Annotated in this window: 13 protein-coding genes; 12 read left to right on the top strand and 1 reads right to left on the bottom strand. The window is 33.5% G+C overall.

Features of this window, described 5'->3' with window-relative positions; all coding sequences use genetic code 11:
* Positions 1 to 174 precede the first annotated feature (174 nt).
* From cdaA to ACWJJT_RS12890, 12 genes are all read left to right on the top strand, one after another.
* Complete coding sequence (gene cdaA, locus ACWJJT_RS12835; RefSeq protein WP_462954956.1) at positions 175 to 1,023, top strand: diadenylate cyclase CdaA; 849 nt, start codon at positions 175 to 177, stop codon at positions 1,021 to 1,023.
* On the top strand, positions 993 to 2,267 hold the full coding sequence (locus ACWJJT_RS12840) for a CdaR family protein (protein WP_462954957.1): 1,275 nt from the start codon (positions 993 to 995) through the stop codon (positions 2,265 to 2,267). Before cdaA ends, ACWJJT_RS12840 begins: the two co-directional genes overlap by 31 nt.
* Positions 2,248 to 3,846: an NAD(P)/FAD-dependent oxidoreductase gene (locus tag ACWJJT_RS12845; RefSeq protein WP_462954958.1), complete on the top strand. Its 1,599-nt coding sequence runs from the start codon at positions 2,248 to 2,250 to the stop codon at positions 3,844 to 3,846. The genes ACWJJT_RS12840 and ACWJJT_RS12845 overlap by 20 nt, the downstream gene beginning before the upstream one ends.
* A 90-nt stretch (positions 3,847 to 3,936) precedes the next feature.
* The gene (gene ptb / locus ACWJJT_RS12850) at positions 3,937 to 4,845 is read left to right on the top strand and encodes a phosphate butyryltransferase (RefSeq protein WP_462954959.1); all 909 of its coding nucleotides are present in this window, start codon (positions 3,937 to 3,939) and stop codon (positions 4,843 to 4,845) included.
* Between the two features lie 107 nt (positions 4,846 to 4,952).
* Positions 4,953 to 6,023 carry a butyrate kinase gene (gene buk / locus ACWJJT_RS12855; protein WP_462954960.1) on the top strand — a complete coding sequence of 357 codons (1,071 nt, stop codon included), beginning with the start codon at positions 4,953 to 4,955 and terminating at the stop codon, positions 6,021 to 6,023.
* Between the two features lie 336 nt (positions 6,024 to 6,359).
* The gene (locus ACWJJT_RS12860; RefSeq protein WP_462954961.1) at positions 6,360 to 6,746 is read left to right on the top strand and encodes a DUF2089 family protein; all 387 of its coding nucleotides are present in this window, start codon (positions 6,360 to 6,362) and stop codon (positions 6,744 to 6,746) included.
* Positions 6,746 to 7,162: an SHOCT-like domain-containing protein gene (locus tag ACWJJT_RS12865; RefSeq protein ID WP_462954962.1), complete on the top strand. Its 417-nt coding sequence runs from the start codon at positions 6,746 to 6,748 to the stop codon at positions 7,160 to 7,162. The genes ACWJJT_RS12860 and ACWJJT_RS12865 overlap by 1 nt, the downstream gene beginning before the upstream one ends.
* A gap of 285 nt (positions 7,163 to 7,447) precedes the next feature.
* Positions 7,448 to 8,797, top strand: a complete 1,350-nt coding sequence (gene glmM, locus ACWJJT_RS12870) for a phosphoglucosamine mutase (RefSeq protein WP_462954963.1) — start codon at positions 7,448 to 7,450, stop codon at positions 8,795 to 8,797.
* Between the two features lie 479 nt (positions 8,798 to 9,276).
* Positions 9,277 to 11,103, top strand: a complete 1,827-nt coding sequence (gene glmS / locus ACWJJT_RS12875; protein WP_462954964.1) for a glutamine--fructose-6-phosphate transaminase (isomerizing) — start codon at positions 9,277 to 9,279, stop codon at positions 11,101 to 11,103.
* 344 nt (positions 11,104 to 11,447) lie between these two features.
* A complete protein-coding gene (locus ACWJJT_RS12880) occupies positions 11,448 to 11,708 on the top strand; it encodes a hypothetical protein (RefSeq protein WP_462954965.1) in 261 nt (86 codons plus the stop codon).
* Positions 11,705 to 11,866: a hypothetical protein gene (locus tag ACWJJT_RS12885; RefSeq protein WP_462953449.1), complete on the top strand. Its 162-nt coding sequence runs from the start codon at positions 11,705 to 11,707 to the stop codon at positions 11,864 to 11,866. Before ACWJJT_RS12880 ends, ACWJJT_RS12885 begins: the two co-directional genes overlap by 4 nt.
* A 267-nt stretch (positions 11,867 to 12,133) precedes the next feature.
* Positions 12,134 to 13,480: a B12-binding domain-containing radical SAM protein gene (locus ACWJJT_RS12890; RefSeq protein ID WP_462954966.1), complete on the top strand. Its 1,347-nt coding sequence runs from the start codon at positions 12,134 to 12,136 to the stop codon at positions 13,478 to 13,480.
* Between the two features lie 290 nt (positions 13,481 to 13,770).
* Here the strand turns inward: ACWJJT_RS12890 and ACWJJT_RS12895 are convergent, their stop codons facing one another.
* Positions 13,771 to 16,257, bottom strand: a complete 2,487-nt coding sequence (locus tag ACWJJT_RS12895; RefSeq protein ID WP_462954968.1) for a transglycosylase domain-containing protein — start codon at positions 16,255 to 16,257, stop codon at positions 13,771 to 13,773.
* Positions 16,258 to 16,378: the final 121 nt, after the last annotated feature.

Here is a 16,378-nt window from a genome sequence, read left to right on the forward strand (position 1 = left end):
CTAGTTTAATTATAGAATTATACTCTTAGAATCTAAAATGGGTATAAATTGAATAGAATTACCTTGAAATGTGAGCTTAATTGTTATAATAAAATTAACTTATAATATATACTAATAAAGCAAATCATGGTGTATAATTGTAAATAGGAGTTTTAGTAGAGGGGTGTGAGCTTTATGGAAGTATTTAAGTTAATGATAAGCACAATCAAAAATATAAGCATATTTTCAATTTTGGATATATTAGTGGTGGCGTTTATATTCTATAAAAGTTACATGCTAATGAAAGAAACAAGAGCTATACAGTTATTAAAAGGAATGATTTTTATTTTTGTGCTTATTCCGATAAGCCAATTGCTTAATTTAACAGTATTAAATTGGGTTTTAAATAAGACAATAACAATTGGTGTTTTGACTATTGTTATCATATTTCAACCAGAAATAAGAAGGGCTTTAGAGCACATCGGAAGGACCGCTTTTGCTGATAAACACGTATTTGAAGATGAACAAATAATGGAGAAGGTTATAACTGAAATCGTAAATGCCATTGAAATTTTATCAAAAAGTAAAACAGGTGCACTAATAGTAATAGAACAAAGGACAGGTATTGCAGAAATTATTAAAACAGGAACCACATTGGATGCTGTAATATCTACAGCTTTACTAGAAAATATATTTGTAGTTAATACCCCGCTTCATGATGGGGCTACAATAATTAGAAATGATAGGATAATCGCGGCAGGATGCTTTCTGCCTTTAACAAATAATGATGTAATAAGTAAGAAACTAGGAACGCGGCATAGAGCGGCAATAGGAATAACGGAAACTTCAGATGCTCTAACGATAATAGTATCAGAAGAAACAGGAACTATATCTATAGCAATGAATGGAAGATTGCTAAGGAACTATGACAAGGATAAGCTTAAAAAAATACTTCTTCAAATAATAAGAAGAAGACAAATTAAAAAAATAACCTTAAAGGAGAGAGTAAAGGCATGGATAAAAACGGAAAACAAGAATTTATAATTAAAATTTGCTGCGTAATAGCTGCCTTTGCTTTATGGCTTTTTATATCAAGCACAGAAAATCCACTTACTGCTTATAAGCTTCAAAACATACCTGTACAGCTTTTAAATACAAATGTATTAACCCAGTCAAATCTCGTTTTAGTACCAGGGCAAGATTTAACAACATCCATAAATATTAAAGGGGCTAGTACTAGTATAATTTTGGGTAAGAAAGCAGAAGATTTCACATTAGTTGCAGATTTAAGTGCATATGCTCTTAAAACTGGAGAACAAATGATTCCTATTGAAATAAGAAAAAGCCCTAATAATATAACCGTGGTAAATAGTAATGGTCTTTTTGTAAAGGTAAACTTAGATAAACGGATTGAATCTAATTTACCTATAAATGTAATTACAAGTGGAAAACCCAAAGAAGGCTTCTATGCATCTGAACCAGAAATATCCCAAAGTAATGCTAAAGTAGTAGGTGGTTCAAAGTTTGTAAATGCAGTGAAAAAAATATTAGTAGAAGTTAATATACAAGACGTGGAATCAAATATTGCAAAAACATACACGCTTAAACCAGTAGATGAAGAAGGTAAGGAAGTAAAAGGAGTGGTTGTAAACCCAGTTCAGATAGATGTTAAGATTCCTATAAGGAAGACTAAGTCTGTAGGAGTAACGGTGAAAACCATAGGAGTTTTAAATCCTAATTTTACGCTAAAGAGCATAAAAGTGCAACCAGAACGATTTGATGTAACAGGAAGTGTAGATGCACTTAACCAAGTGGAAAATTTAAACACGGAAGCTATTGACCTAAGTAAAATAAACAAAAGTACTACGATGAATGTTAAAGTGTTAATTCCAGGTGGATTAAGTTTAGTTAGTGGTACTGCTTTAGTTAAGGCTGAGATTAATTTAGATGAGGTAGTGAAAAAGAATATAGATGAGGTAGTGCAAAAAAAACTAAGTCAAGACATCAAATATATTAATTTAGATGAAAAATATCAAGTGAAACTCGAAAAAAATAATGACTCACTACTGGTTTCAGGTACGCAGGCAGTTATGAATTCTTTGGATTTGACAAAAATTAGCGCCGTAGTAGATTTAGCTAATTTAGTAGAAGGAGAACACTCTGTGAAAGTAGTGACAAGTATGCCAGAAGGAGTAAATTTAATATCACAAGACCAAGATAAAATATTAGTAACTATTACGAAGAAACAAACGGAGGTAATGACAGGAAATGACAATAAGAGTGAATAACATAGTCCTAGATATAGACGATACTATAGATACTATAAAAACAAAGGCAGCAAAAATAATGAGAGTTGATGAGAACGAAATAAAAGATTTTAGAATAGCTAAAGAATCCATAGATGCTAGGAAAAAGAATAACATTAAATTTAATTATGCTGCTTGTATTAAAATGGATGATGAATTAAAAATTGTAGAGAGGGCAAATCATAAAGATGTTAAACTTGAAGAAGTTAAGTATAATGCTGAGTTTGAATTTGGAACGAGTGAGATGCAGCATAGACCTATAATCGTAGGAATGGGTCCAGCAGGTATGTTTGCTGGGCTTCTTATGGCGCAAAAGGGATACAAGCCTCTAATTATTGAAAGAGGAGAACAGGTAGAGCTTAGAACAAAAAGCATAAACAAATTTTGGACTAGGGCGGTGCTCAATACAGAATCAAATGTGCAATTTGGTGAAGGTGGAGCGGGAACCTTTTCAGATGGAAAGCTAACTACAAGAATAAAGGACACTAGATGTGACTACATATTAGAGGAATTTGTGAAAGCTGGTGCACCTGAGGAAATATTGTATATTGGCAAGCCTCACATAGGTACAGATGTGTTAAAAGAAGTTGTGAAAAATATCAGAGAAAGTATTATTAAGCTAGGTGGAGAAGTAAGATTTAATAGTAAGCTTTCCGATATAAAAATTAAAGATAAAAAGGTGAAAAGCATAATAGTAAATGGGGAAGAGTTGCCTTGTGATAGCTTAATTTTAGCTCCAGGACATAGTTCCAGGGATACCTATGAAATGTTATATAAAAAAGGCATATTTATGTCTAGTAAGCCATTTGCAATGGGGGTTCGAATAGAGCATCCTCAGGATATGATCAATGAAAATCAATATGGAAAATATGCTAACCATCCAAGGTTAAAAGGTGCTGATTACAAGCTTACTTATACAAGTGGAAAATCCGGAAGAGCAGTGTATAGTTTTTGTATGTGCCCAGGTGGACAAGTAGTCTCGGCAGCTTCAGAGCAGGGGTGCCTTGCAATAAATGGTATGAGTGAATATAAGAGAGATAAGACTAATGCAAACTCAGCTGTAGTGGTATCTGTAGGTCCTAAAGACTTCGGAGCGGATAGCCCACTTGCTGGTATTGAGTTTCAGAGGCATTATGAAGCCCTAGCTTATAAAATTGGAGGATCCAACTATAATGCACCCGTGCAATTAGTTGGAGATTTCCTTAAAGGAATAGACAGTAACAAAATAGGGGGTATAAAACCAAGCTATACTCCGGGATATAAATTTGCTGATCTTACTGGGTGTTTGCCTAGTTATGTAACAGATGCTATAAAAGAGGCTTTACCTAAATTTGATTATAAAATAAAGGGTTTTGCAAGAGAAGATGCAGTTATGACTGGTATTGAAACAAGAACATCGGCGCCAGTAAGAATTGATAGAAACGAGGAATTACAAAGTATATCTGTAGAAGGATTATACCCAGCAGGAGAAGGAGCGGGGTATGCAGGTGGAATAATTTCTGCGGCAGTTGATGGATTAAAAACAGCAGAAAGTATAATGAAAAAATGGAAACCTGAATAAGAAATTTTATTGAACATTGGATTCCACCTACGAAATATGTTAAAATATACTAAGAAGGGTTAAAATAGACAGTAGAAGGAGTGTAATCTAATGAGTAAAACTTTCGATAAAATATTAGGCACCGCAAAGGCACAGGGGATGAAAACCGTAGTAGTTGCTGTAGCGCAGGATGAGCCAGTACTTGAGGCTGTGCGCGATGCTAAGAAAAACGGCATAGCAGATGCAATACTAGTAGGGGATAAAGAAAAAATAATATTTATTGCTAAAAACATAGGAATGGATGCAGAAGAGTTTGAAATTATAGATGAAAAAGACGTTAAAAAAGCATCATTAACTGCAGTTCAGATTGTATCCTCAGGAAAAGCTGATATGCTTATGAAAGGACTCGTAGAAACGGCCACATTCTTAAGAGCTGTATTAAACAAAGAAGTAGGACTCAGAACTGGTAAATTAATGTCACACGTCGCAGTATTTGAGATACCAAGTTATGATAGGTTGATATTTTTAACAGATGTTGCATTTAATATGTACCCAGAATTAAAAGAAAAAAAAGGTATAATAAACAATTCAGTAGCGGTAGCAAAAGCTTGTGGTGTTGAACTTCCTAAAGTAGCAGTAGTTTGTGCAGTAGAAGTAGTAAACCCAAGTATGCAAGCAACACTAGATGCAGCAATGCTTTCAAAAATGAGCGATAGAGGGCAAATAAAGGGATGTGTTGTTGATGGACCTTTATCATTAGATATTGCAATATCAGGCGAGGCTGCAAAACATAAAAAAATAGAGGGACCAGTAGCAGGTAAAGCGGATATTCTTGTAATGCCCAATATTGAAACAGGAAATGCTATGTACAAATGCTTAAATTACACTACTAAATCTAAGAGCGGTGGATTACTAGTAGGGACTTCTGCTCCTGTTATATTAACTTCTAGAGCGGATAGTCCTGAAACAAAATTACATTCTATAGCACTTGCAGCATTAGTTGCAGAATATAATAAATAAAATTACTACTAGCTTAGGCTCGTGGAAATAGGTAGCAAGTTAAAGGTGCTTAGCATATTTGCTTGCTATTTATTTGAATGCGACGTGAAGCACAAAGGAGGAACAATATGTCATATAAATTGTTAATTATTAACCCTGGTTCAACTTCCACTAAAATAGGTGTGTATGAAGATGAAAATGAAATTTTAGAAGAAACATTAAGACATTCATCAGAAGAAATAGGTGAATTTAAAGGTATATTTGAACAGTTTAATTTCAGAAGGGATGCTATATTAAATATACTTAAAGAAAAGAACTTTGATATAAAAACTTTGGATGCCATAGTAAGCCGCGGAGGACTTCTAAAAGCTATTGAAGGTGGTACTTATGCTGTAAATGAGGCTATGCTTCATGATTTGAAAATCGGAGTTCAAGGCCAGCACGCTTCAAATTTAGGAGGACTAATTGCAAGCGAAATTGGAAAATCTTTAGATATACCAGCGTTTATAGTTGATCCAATAGTCGTGGATGAACTTATTGATGTGGCTAGAATATCAGGTATGCCAGAAATAGAAAGAAAGAGTATTTTTCATGCTTTAAATCAAAAAGCAGTAGCTAAAAGATATGCAAAAGAAAATGGTAAAAAATATGAAGAACTTAATTTGATAGTTGCACACATGGGTGGCGGAGTTTCAGTAGGTGCTCACAAAGATGGAAAAGTTGTTGATGTCAACAACGGACTAGATGGAGAAGGCCCATTTTCACCAGAAAGATCTGGAGGACTACCAGTAGGAGATTTAGTTGAAATGTGTTTTAGCGGAAAATACACTTTAGAAGATATGAAAAAGAAGATAAATGGAAAAGGTGGATTTGTTGCTTATCTTGATACAAATGATGCTAGAGAAGTAATAGAGAAAGTAGAAGACGGCGATAAAAAGGCTAAATTGGTTTTTGAGGCTATGGCATATCAAGTAGCTAAGGAAATTGGACAATGTGCAGCAGTTTTATCAGGAAAAGTCGATGCTATAGTTTTAACTGGAGGAATAGCTTATGGGAAGGCTACAGTTAAGTATATAAAGGAAAGAGTAGAATTTATAGCAAATGTTGTAGTTTATCCAGGTGAAGATGAATTACTAGCACTAACTCAAGGTGGCTTAAGAATATTAAACGGTGAAGAAAAGGCAAAAGAATATAAATAACAACTATATTAATAAGCTGTTTTTATAATTTTAAAATAATTCATTTAGGTAGCTCCAAAAAAATAGACTAGCATACCAGTTAGTTATTTTTTTGAAGCTGCCTTAAATCATCTCCTGGGTCGCTGAACAGCTTTGAAGAAGATGAATTAACGACTTCAGAAGGAGATTTATACTCCCACTGAAGTTTTCTATTTGTTGGGGCATATAACTCCCACTTATGGAAGTAGGGGACTTTCCTACTGAAATGTCGTTTAAAATATTGAAATAATTAATTTCTATGTTGAATATTTCAATTAATGATAATATAATGAATACAATGGAAGAAGGTGGTAAAACATGGCATGCAAAATATTAAGTAAATGCCCAGTTTGTAGTTCTAGATTAAAAGCGACTAGATTGAAATGTGATGGATGTAATACTGTGGTAGAAAACCGATTTGAATTATCTAGATTTGATTATTTAAATAGTGAACAGTTAAATTTTGTTGAAGTATTCTTAAAAGCTAGAGGAAACATTAAGGATATGGAAAAAGAACTTGGCATAGCAGACCAGGCAGTGACAGCAAAGCTAGATGAGGTTATTGAAGCACTTGGGTATACTGTTTTAAAGCAAAAACTAGCCACTGATAAAAAGGATGTATTAGATATGTTAGACAAAGGTGAAATTACTGCTGATGAAGCATTAATTATGTTAGCAACATTTCAGAAAAAGGAGGGGAAATAATGAATGATGAAATCTCAAGAATATTAAAAATGGTTGAAGAAGGTAAAATTAATTCAGAAGAAGCTATGCAGCTTATAGACGCTTTAAATGAAAAAAGTAAAGAATTTATTATTTTGGATAAAGTAGCACCAAATAATAATAGCCACACTAAGGGCAAAACACATTCTAAAATGCTCAAAATAAGGATAAAATCTAAGGGAAATGACAATGCAAATATTAACATTCCGCTGAAATTTGTAAGTGGTATGATAAGAACATTCGGAAGAATTCCAAACGTAAACGTAGATGGTATGGAAAATGTAGATATGGATGCAATGACTCAAAGTATATTAGATGCCATAGATAATGGAATGGATGGAAAAATTGTAGACATAAAAAGTGGAGACGGAGATGCAGTTGAGATTGTTATAGAATAAGGCAGCTTCTTAGACGCTGTGAAGCTACCCAGGAGATGATTTACCCCAACCCAAATAAGTGAGTTGGGCTATTTTTTTTACAAGTATATTGTAAAATACTGAGACTTTTTTTACAAATACTTATACCTGTAGTATAATATGATTAAGTTTTATTCATTTATGCAAAAAGGGATTTAATATATATATACATAAATAGTAAAATAAAACACTAGCATATTGATTAGTTGTTTTGTTTAGGATGATCTGTAATAAACCCATATAATATTGAGAAAGAGGTAGAAAAATATGAGTAGAATGTTCGGGACAGATGGAGTACGTGGTATAGCAAATACAGAATTAACAGTGGAGCTTGCATATAAGTTAGGGAGATCAGGAGCGTTTGTATTAACAAGCGGAGCTCATAAACCTAAAATTTTAGTAGGAATGGATACAAGAGTTTCGGGAGATATGTTAGAATCAGCCTTAGTTGCAGGGATTTTATCGGTAGGGGCAGAGGCAATATGTCTTGGAGTAGTTCCAACACCCGCTATAGCATATTTAACTAGAAAATATGGAGCAGATGCAGGGGTTGTTATTTCAGCTTCTCACAACCCGGTAGAATATAATGGAATAAAATTTTTTAACAACAATGGGTTCAAGCTGTCTGATGAATTAGAGGATACAATACAAGCAGTCATAGAAAGTGATTTTAAAGGAGTACCATCACCAATAGCAGGTGATTTAGGTAAAAAAACAGTTAATCACAGTGCTGTAGATGATTATATAGAATTTGCTAAATCTACTATTTCAGGAGACTTAAAAGGACTTAAAATAGCATTAGATTGTGCTAATGGGGCTTCGCATATTACATCAGTAAGAGCTACAAGAGATCTAGGAGCTGAGGTTTTAGTTATTAACAATGATCCAGATGGCATAAATATAAATAGAGACTGTGGATCTACTCATCCTGAGCATTTAATGGCTTTTGTTAAAGAGAACAATTGTGATTTAGGATTAGCGTTTGATGGTGATGCAGATAGATGTTTAGCTGTTGACGAGAAAGGAAATCTCATAAATGGAGACATTATAATTGCTATTTGTGCTAAACACTTAAATGATATTGGTAAATTAACTAAAAATACAGTAGTAGTAACAGTTATGAGTAATTTGGGCCTTGATATTGCGATGAAGGAAGAAAACATAACTACAGTTAAAACTAAAGTAGGAGATAGGTACGTACTTGAGAAAATGCAAGAAGAGGGTTATAGCCTAGGTGGAGAGCAATCAGGACATGTAATTTTCCTGGATTTCAATACTACAGGGGATGGACTTGTATCAGGACTTCAATTAGCCACTGTTATTAAAGAATCAGGAAAACCATTATCGGAGCTTGCGGCAATGATGACAGAACTTCCGCAAGTATTAGTTAATGCAACAGTACCTAATGATAAAAAGGACATACATGAAACTGATAGTGAAATAGTTGAAGAGATTAAAAAAATAGAAGAAAAATTAGATGGTTGTGGAAGAGTACTTATAAGGCCTTCAGGTACAGAGCCTTTAGTGAGAGTAATGCTCGAGGGTAAAGTACAAAGTGAATTAGACGTAATGGCTCATGCTCTTGCGAAATTAATCCAGGAAAAAGCAAATAAGTAAGATAGTATAAAATTTCATGATTGCTAAATAATATGGAAAATAACATGAATTATAGTAGAAAAAAGTAACTATTAAGTTAACTTATCATTAAAAGCATTGACGTTTAGGCTATAAAATGAATATAATAGACTGAAAGCTTATGTGAAAGGTTCATAAGCTTTCAGTTTACGTATTTGTGAATGTAAATATTATGGTAAAGGAGGATAGAGAAAATTAGATGATTTTAAAGCGCCAGGACTCATAATGAGCATTAGTAGTTATTATGCATTATGAGTTGACGAGGATGGGGAGTATCGAATCTTCGGCGGATGCCCCGCGGTAGCGCACTACCGTTAATGGTTGATAAAAGCGATTAGTGATTTTCGTTACAAGATCAATCTGGTGTTAAAACCTTTATAAATATTACGAATAGCACCAAAGGTAATAAAGCACCTTAGTGTTGATTTGTGTAAAATTTTAAATTTGAGAGGAAGATGAATATGTGCGGAATAGTTGGATATTTTGGGAAAAAACAGGCTTCACCAATCTTGGTAAAAGGTCTTAGTAAATTAGAATATAGAGGATACGATTCAGCAGGAATCGCAATTATAAATGATGGAGTTTTAAGCGTTACAAAGTGCAAAGGAAGGCTTGCAAATTTAGAGGCTCAATTATTAGAAGAGCCGCTTATTGGACAAGTGGGTATAGGACACACTAGATGGGCCACTCATGGTAAACCATCAGATGAAAATTCTCACCCACATACTAATGAAAAAGGAACTATTAGTGTAGTTCACAATGGGATTATAGAAAATTATATACGGTTAAGAGAATGGTTAATGTCAAAAGGATATAAATTTACATCTGAAACTGACACAGAAGTAATACCACATCTTATAGATTTCTACTTTGATGGAAATATTGTTGAAGCGGTAATGAAGGCTACTACTAAAATGGAAGGTAGCTATGCAATAGCAGTAATATCAAGTGATGAACCAGATAAATTAGTGGCAGTAAGAAAAGATAGTCCGTTAATAGTAGGTATTGGCAAAGATGAATTTTTTGTAGCTTCAGATATACCAGCAGTATTAAACCACACAAGAGAAGTATATTTATTGGAAGATAACGAATTTGTTGTAATTTCAAGTGATGGAATAAAGCTTATTAATGCTGAAAACGAAGTTATAGAGAAAGAAGTATTCCATGTAACTTGGGATGCAGAAGCCGCTGAAAAAGGTGGATATGAGCACTTTATGCTAAAAGAAATCCATGAACAACCAAAGGCAATCAGAGACACAATGACTTCAAGAGTAGTTCTAGGAGAGCCAATATCTCTAGATAAAATAACTATAACTAAAGAGCAAATTCAAAATTTAAATAAAATATATATAGTAGCATGTGGAACTGCATACCATGCAGGAGTTGTAGGTAAATATGTTATAGAAAAACTTGCAAGAATACCAGTAGAATTAGATATAGCTTCTGAGTTTAAATATAGAGACCCAATAATGGACGAAAATACATTGATGATAGTTATTAGTCAATCAGGAGAAACTGCAGACACTATGTCCGCTTTAAGGCTTGCAAAGTCAAAAGGTGCTAGAGTTATAGCAGTAACTAATGTAGTCGGTAGCGCAGCTTCAAGAGAAGCAGACGACGTACTATACACTTGGGCTGGACCAGAAATAGCAGTTGCATCTACTAAAGCTTATGTAACTCAGCTTATAGCGATGTATATAATAGCATTATTCTTTGCTCAGAATAACGAAACATTAAGCGTAGATGAATTAGAAGAAATTAAAGCAGCTATGCTAGAGCTTCCAGAAAAGGCAGAGCAGGTGCTTAAAAATAAGGAAACTGTTCAAAAATTCACAGCGAAAACTTATATGCATAGAGATATGTTCTTTATAGGCCGTGGACTTGACTATGCAGTTGCAATGGAAGGTTCATTAAAGCTTAAAGAAATATCATATATCCATTCAGATGCCTATGCGGCAGGAGAGTTAAAGCATGGTCCTATAGCGCTTATGGAAGAAGGAACTATAGTTATAGCACTAGCTACTCAAGAAGAATTATTTGATAAGATGGTAAGTAATATAAAAGAAGTAGCTACTAGAGGAGCAAAAGTATTTGCTTTTGCGCCAGAAGGACACACTGAAATTGAAAAATCAGTATACTCCGTAACTTATATACCAAAAGTAATGGATATATTAGCACCAGTAATTTCAGTAATTCCACTACAATTATTATCTTACTACATGGCAATTCAAAAGGGTTGCGATGTTGATAAGCCAAGAAATCTTGCAAAATCAGTAACGGTGGAATAAGAAAAAATAGATGATATACATGTATTGTACACAAACAACAAACTCTGTCCAAGAATATTAAAGATGTCCCCAAAAATGAAGGAAATGCAGGTGACCCGACCTGCACTCCTTCATTTTTTTATTCCCATTATCGAATAGTCTTACCAACAAGATTAGATTCAAGGCGTGATAGATTAAATAATGATGTACAAAACTATCAACACCCACCCAAACACAAATGTAGGTATCAACAAAATTGTACACATCAGGCTTATAAAGAGGGGGTTTATTGTGGATGATTTCCATTATGGGGATCTATACTTTCGGTAATAATCTTATTAGTATTATGTGGATGTGTAATATTTTTGTGTATACCTTTGGTTACAGGAATAATAGCACTTGCAGGTTTTGGGGGAGGATTATGGAGTATAGCAGGCTCTTTCTTTTGCTTAAAGCAGGGAGTTCATATTGTTGTTACGCAAATAGGATTTGGATTTTTATTATTAGGGATAGGTGTTTTATGTGCATTGATAACACAATTTACATTTATAAAATTTTTTAATGTTACAAAATTCTTTATACAGAAAATCTCTTATACATTTAGAAAGAAGATGGTGAGAATATGAAAATTATAAATATAAAAAAATTTTGTTTAAAGTTAAGTTTTATTCTAACACTTACGGGACTGATTATATCCTTTATAGGATTTGGAATGTCAGGTTTTGATAAAAATGCATATAAAACAACTGGAGAAAGCCACTGGTATAGAACCATCAATTTGTAGGATAAATATGTATACTAATTTCAAATATAGAAGAAATTCTACAATACAGAATTTCTCGTAAAAGAGAATAAGAAAGCGCACTTTAATAAGCTTCAAGAAATATGAAACATGTAACATTGTCCAGCTGAGTCACACAGGAGAAAGTTATACGGGCGGGGAAAATAGAAAAAATAGTAAGTTAATTATGGTATGTAATGGTATAATTTATTAGGGTCGTCTCACTAGCGTAGAATATTATGCGATATCGCTTTATTTGAGGAGGATTATATGAAAATCAAATTAATTCAACCTGCAATGGTACAAAGACCTATGGATACAAAATTAAAAACAAGAATGTCTCCTTCGTTAGCTTTATTAACAATAGCAAATCTTACGCCAAAAGGGCATGAAGTTAATATTGAGAATGAAAATGTTGAAAAGATAGATTTCAATGAACCGGTAGATTTGGTGGTTATAACTGTTACTGTAGATGTTATGAATAGAGCAGTAGAAATATCAAAGGAGTTCCAAAAGCTTGGTGTAACAGTAATTGCGGGGGGGATACACATAACATCAGATCCAGAGGGAACTGTTGATAGTTTTGACGCAATAAGTGTGGGAATGGCTGAGAGAGTTTGGGTAAAGATACTTAAGGATAAAGAAAACAATTCCCTTAAAAAGATATATTATGATATGGAAAATATTTCGGGAGAAGAAATAGTATCACCTAATTATGATATTATCGATAATGAAAAATATTTATATACTAATATAATTAGCACAAGCAGGGGATGCCCATTTCAATGTGATTTCTGCTATAATAGTTGCAAAAATGTACTTAAAACCTATATTAATAGACCTATAGATGATGTAATTAAAGATATAAATAAATTAAAAACAAGACATATAATGTTTATTGATGATAATTTTGTTGGAAATCCAAAATGGACAAAAAAATTATTAAAGGAAATGAAACCTCTTAAATTAAAGTGGAATGCAGCAGTTACTTCTAATATAGTTGACATGCCTGAACTATTAGATGAAATGAAGGCGGCAGGCTGTCAAAGCCTTTTTATAGGTTTTGAAAGTATAAACAGTAAGTCATTAAAAAGTGTTCATAAAGTACAAAATAGTGTGAATAGATATGAGAAGCTTGTGGATGAAATTCATAAAAGAGGAATAATGATAAATGCTAGTTTTGTTTTCGGATTAGATGAAGATGATGCCTCAATATTTAAGAGTACATTAGAATGGGTAGTTAAAAATAAAATAGAAACGGTAACATCCCATATTCTTACCCCCTATCCTGGCACAAAGTTATACTTATCATTATTCGAGGAAAATAGAATAGTAGATTTTAATTTGTCTAATTATAATACTGCCCAAGTTGTATATAAACCCAGGAGTATGACAGCAGAAGAATTATATAATGGCTATCTATGGATATATAAAGAGGTGTACACGTTTAAAAACATAATGAAAAGACTGCCGAAATTCAAAAAACAATGGATTCCATTTTTAACATTTAATTTTTGTTATAGAAAATTTGGAAAACTAACTGAGATCTTGTGCAATATAGTTTCTTTTAAAAATATAGGAAGATTTTCTAGCTGGTTGGCTTATAGAACAAAGTAGGTGGCGGCATTTTTATTTACTGAATCTCCATCAATTAAATGGAAATTTAAAAAATCAACCTTGAACATCATCCAAAAGAGAGCGACTTATGTATTAAGTTGTGTTATTAAAGGGGATTTGTATATAGGATATCAACGGTATGCTTAAATATAGCGTTAAAAAAAGAGGGGAAGTATTTTTGAATACTTCCCCTCTTTTAAAATAAAATATAATTATTGATTAACGACATTTCGGAAGGAAAGTCATTAATAATGCAGAACCGTAGGCAATGATTTAACGTTCGTGCTGGGTTATTGTGTAGGTGCTGTGGCTGGTGGGTGTTCATTTGCCGCTGCGTCTGCAGCGGCTTTGTCAGCTGCAGCTTTGTCGGCTGCTGCTTTGTCGGCTGCTGCTTTTGCGGCGGCTTCATTTGCGGCGGCTTCATTTGCGGCGGCTTCATTTGCAGCAGCTTCATTTGCGGCGGCTGCGTCTGCGGCAGCTTTTGCAGCGTCATCGCTTGCTTTTTTTGCAGCATCATCGCTTGCTTTTTTGGCAGCATCATCGCTTGCTTTTTTGGCAGCATCATCAGTTACTTTTTTGGCAGCATCATCGCTTGCTTTTTTTGCAGCATCATCACTTGCCTTTTTTGCAGCATCATCACTTGCTTTTTTTGCATCATTATCACTTGGTTTTTCTATGACTTTATTTTCTGCTTTTATTTTACCATTTTCATTTAATTTGATATATAGAGTATTCATTAATACCCCATTTCTATCAACTACTGTATTAGGACGAATAAAGTCTTTTTGTTCTAAATCTTGGTGTAGGTACTCCATATATTCTTTCCATATCTGACCTGGTTCTTGAGCTCCATACATGTTTTGTGGCGCTGGAATATCATCTCCTACCCATACAGAGGTTGTATAATAAGGTGTATATCCTACAAACCAAGCGTCTTTTGATTGATCTGTAGTTCCTGTTTTACCTGCAGTAAAGGGATAGTTACTAAGTGCTAAATTTGAATGACTTCGACTTTCTGTTAGCACACCCTTTAAAGTATCTGTCATAAGATAAGAAGCACCACTATCATATACTTTAGTCTGTTTATGGTTATTTTCAAATAACACTTCATTAACTACTGTATTGGTTATTTTACGTACATTAGTCGGGCTTATAAATTCACCGTTTCTTGCAAGGGTTGAATAACCAGAAGCCATTTCAACTGGCGTAACACCCTTTGTAAAACCACCTATAGCAATTATAGGGTAAATATCTTGAGGAGTTGTATACTTAAACTCCATGTTTTGTAGATATTTCAACGAATTCTTTACGCCCATTTCTGCCACTAATCTAACAGGGATAGTGTTTATAGATTGCTCAACTGCATATCTTAAGGATACAGACCCTCTGTATTTAAAATCAACATTAGCGGGACCATTATCAAATGCAGTATCGTTATATTCACTAGCGGGAATGTAGCCTTTTTCAAATGCGGGGGTATATGCAATTAATGGCTTTATAGCGGAACCTGGCTGTCTCACACCTAAGAAGGCTCTGTTAAAGGTGTTACCATCTTGGCTTCTACCACCAACTATAGCTACTACTTCTCCAGTATTGTTATCAACAGTGACGCTTGCACCTTGCTTTTTATATAAACCCGTTTTGTCATCTGTGCTTGTATATTGATCCAAATGACTATCAACTGCATTTTGTAATTTTTCTTGTTTTGTAGTATCGATAGATGTATCTATCCTATATCTTCCACTAAGAAGTTGTTTTTCTTTATTCTCATATTCATCATTATATTTAGTGAAATAAGTTTTTCTATCATTATCATTACTGAAAGAGTATTTAGAAACAAAACCATCTTTTTCCATTAACTTTAAGGTTGCATTGTGAACAGCATATTGTATATCGTAACTCATAGGTTCAGGTGCTGTATGAGGTTTAATATTTAATTTAATAACGTCTGCTTTTGCTGTATCAAAATCATTTTGTGAAATTTGTTCTAAGCTTAGCATTTTATCTAAAACTAAGTCTCTCCTCTTTATAGCATTGTCCAGATGCGTCACGGGGTTAAAAACAGATGGATTATTGGGTATTGAAATGAGCATAGCTATTTCAGATATATTTAAATCCTTATTATTCTTTTGAAAGTAAAATTGTGAAGCACTTTCAATACTATAACATCCATTACCAAAGTTTATATTATTTACATAAAATTCCAATATTTGATCTTTTGAATATCTTTCTTCTAATTTCTGTGCTATAACAGACTCTTCTAATTTTCTTGATAAGGTTACATCAAATGAAAGGAATACATTTCTTGCAAGTTGTTGAGTTATTGTTGAACCACCTTGTATGATATCGCCCTTGGACTTTATATATACCCAGGCAGCTCTCCTTATCCCCTTATAATCTATACCACCATGTTTATAAAACCTTTGGTCTTCTATTGAAGTAACAGCTTTGGCTACATAGGGATTTAAGTCTGCTTCTTTTGTGTAATAATATGTATTGGTCTTAAATTCTTTTAATAGTTTACCGTTAGTGTCGTAAAATTGTGTTGGTTTTCGGGTATTAAAGGAGGTCTCGTTTATGGTTTGTGCTATATTGTTAGCATCTTTTATAGTTGCCTCTATTTTAGACCCATATTTAATATAACCATATCCTAAAGTTATCGTAGCTGATACGAAAATTATTGCAGAAAATATCAATAAACCTTTAACGATTTTTTTCCAAAGTTTCTTTTTAACCGGTGCTATTTTTACTGTTTCTACATTTTTATTATTATCCATTGATATCGCCTCCTTATTTTTATTATACAAAAAAATGTCCAGGGTTAGCCCTGGATGACCATGATTCATATATACGTAAAGGGGGGTTGTCTTACTTGGTCGCCATAAGTATTATCCTTTT

This window comes from Clostridium sp. CM041, from assembly GCF_055081035.1.

Bases quoted from the DNA above. Each gene is read 5' to 3' on its own strand.
- cdaA (WP_462954956.1), top strand. From the start codon at position 175: ATGGAAGTATTTAAGTTAATGATAAGCACAATCAAAAATATAAGCATA.
- ACWJJT_RS12840 (WP_462954957.1), top strand. From the start codon at position 993: ATGGATAAAAACGGAAAACAAGAATTTATAATTAAAATTTGCTGCGTA.
- ACWJJT_RS12845 (WP_462954958.1), top strand. From the start codon at position 2,248: ATGACAATAAGAGTGAATAACATAGTCCTAGATATAGACGATACTATA.
- ptb (WP_462954959.1), top strand. From the start codon at position 3,937: ATGAGTAAAACTTTCGATAAAATATTAGGCACCGCAAAGGCACAGGGG.
- buk (WP_462954960.1), top strand. From the start codon at position 4,953: ATGTCATATAAATTGTTAATTATTAACCCTGGTTCAACTTCCACTAAA.
- ACWJJT_RS12860 (WP_462954961.1), top strand. From the start codon at position 6,360: ATGGCATGCAAAATATTAAGTAAATGCCCAGTTTGTAGTTCTAGATTA.
- ACWJJT_RS12865 (WP_462954962.1), top strand. From the start codon at position 6,746: ATGAATGATGAAATCTCAAGAATATTAAAAATGGTTGAAGAAGGTAAA.
- glmM (WP_462954963.1), top strand. From the start codon at position 7,448: ATGAGTAGAATGTTCGGGACAGATGGAGTACGTGGTATAGCAAATACA.
- glmS (WP_462954964.1), top strand. From the start codon at position 9,277: ATGTGCGGAATAGTTGGATATTTTGGGAAAAAACAGGCTTCACCAATC.
- ACWJJT_RS12885 (WP_462953449.1), top strand. From the start codon at position 11,705: ATGAAAATTATAAATATAAAAAAATTTTGTTTAAAGTTAAGTTTTATT.
- ACWJJT_RS12890 (WP_462954966.1), top strand. From the start codon at position 12,134: ATGAAAATCAAATTAATTCAACCTGCAATGGTACAAAGACCTATGGAT.
- ACWJJT_RS12895 (WP_462954968.1), bottom strand. From the start codon at position 16,257: ATGGATAATAATAAAAATGTAGAAACAGTAAAAATAGCACCGGTTAAA.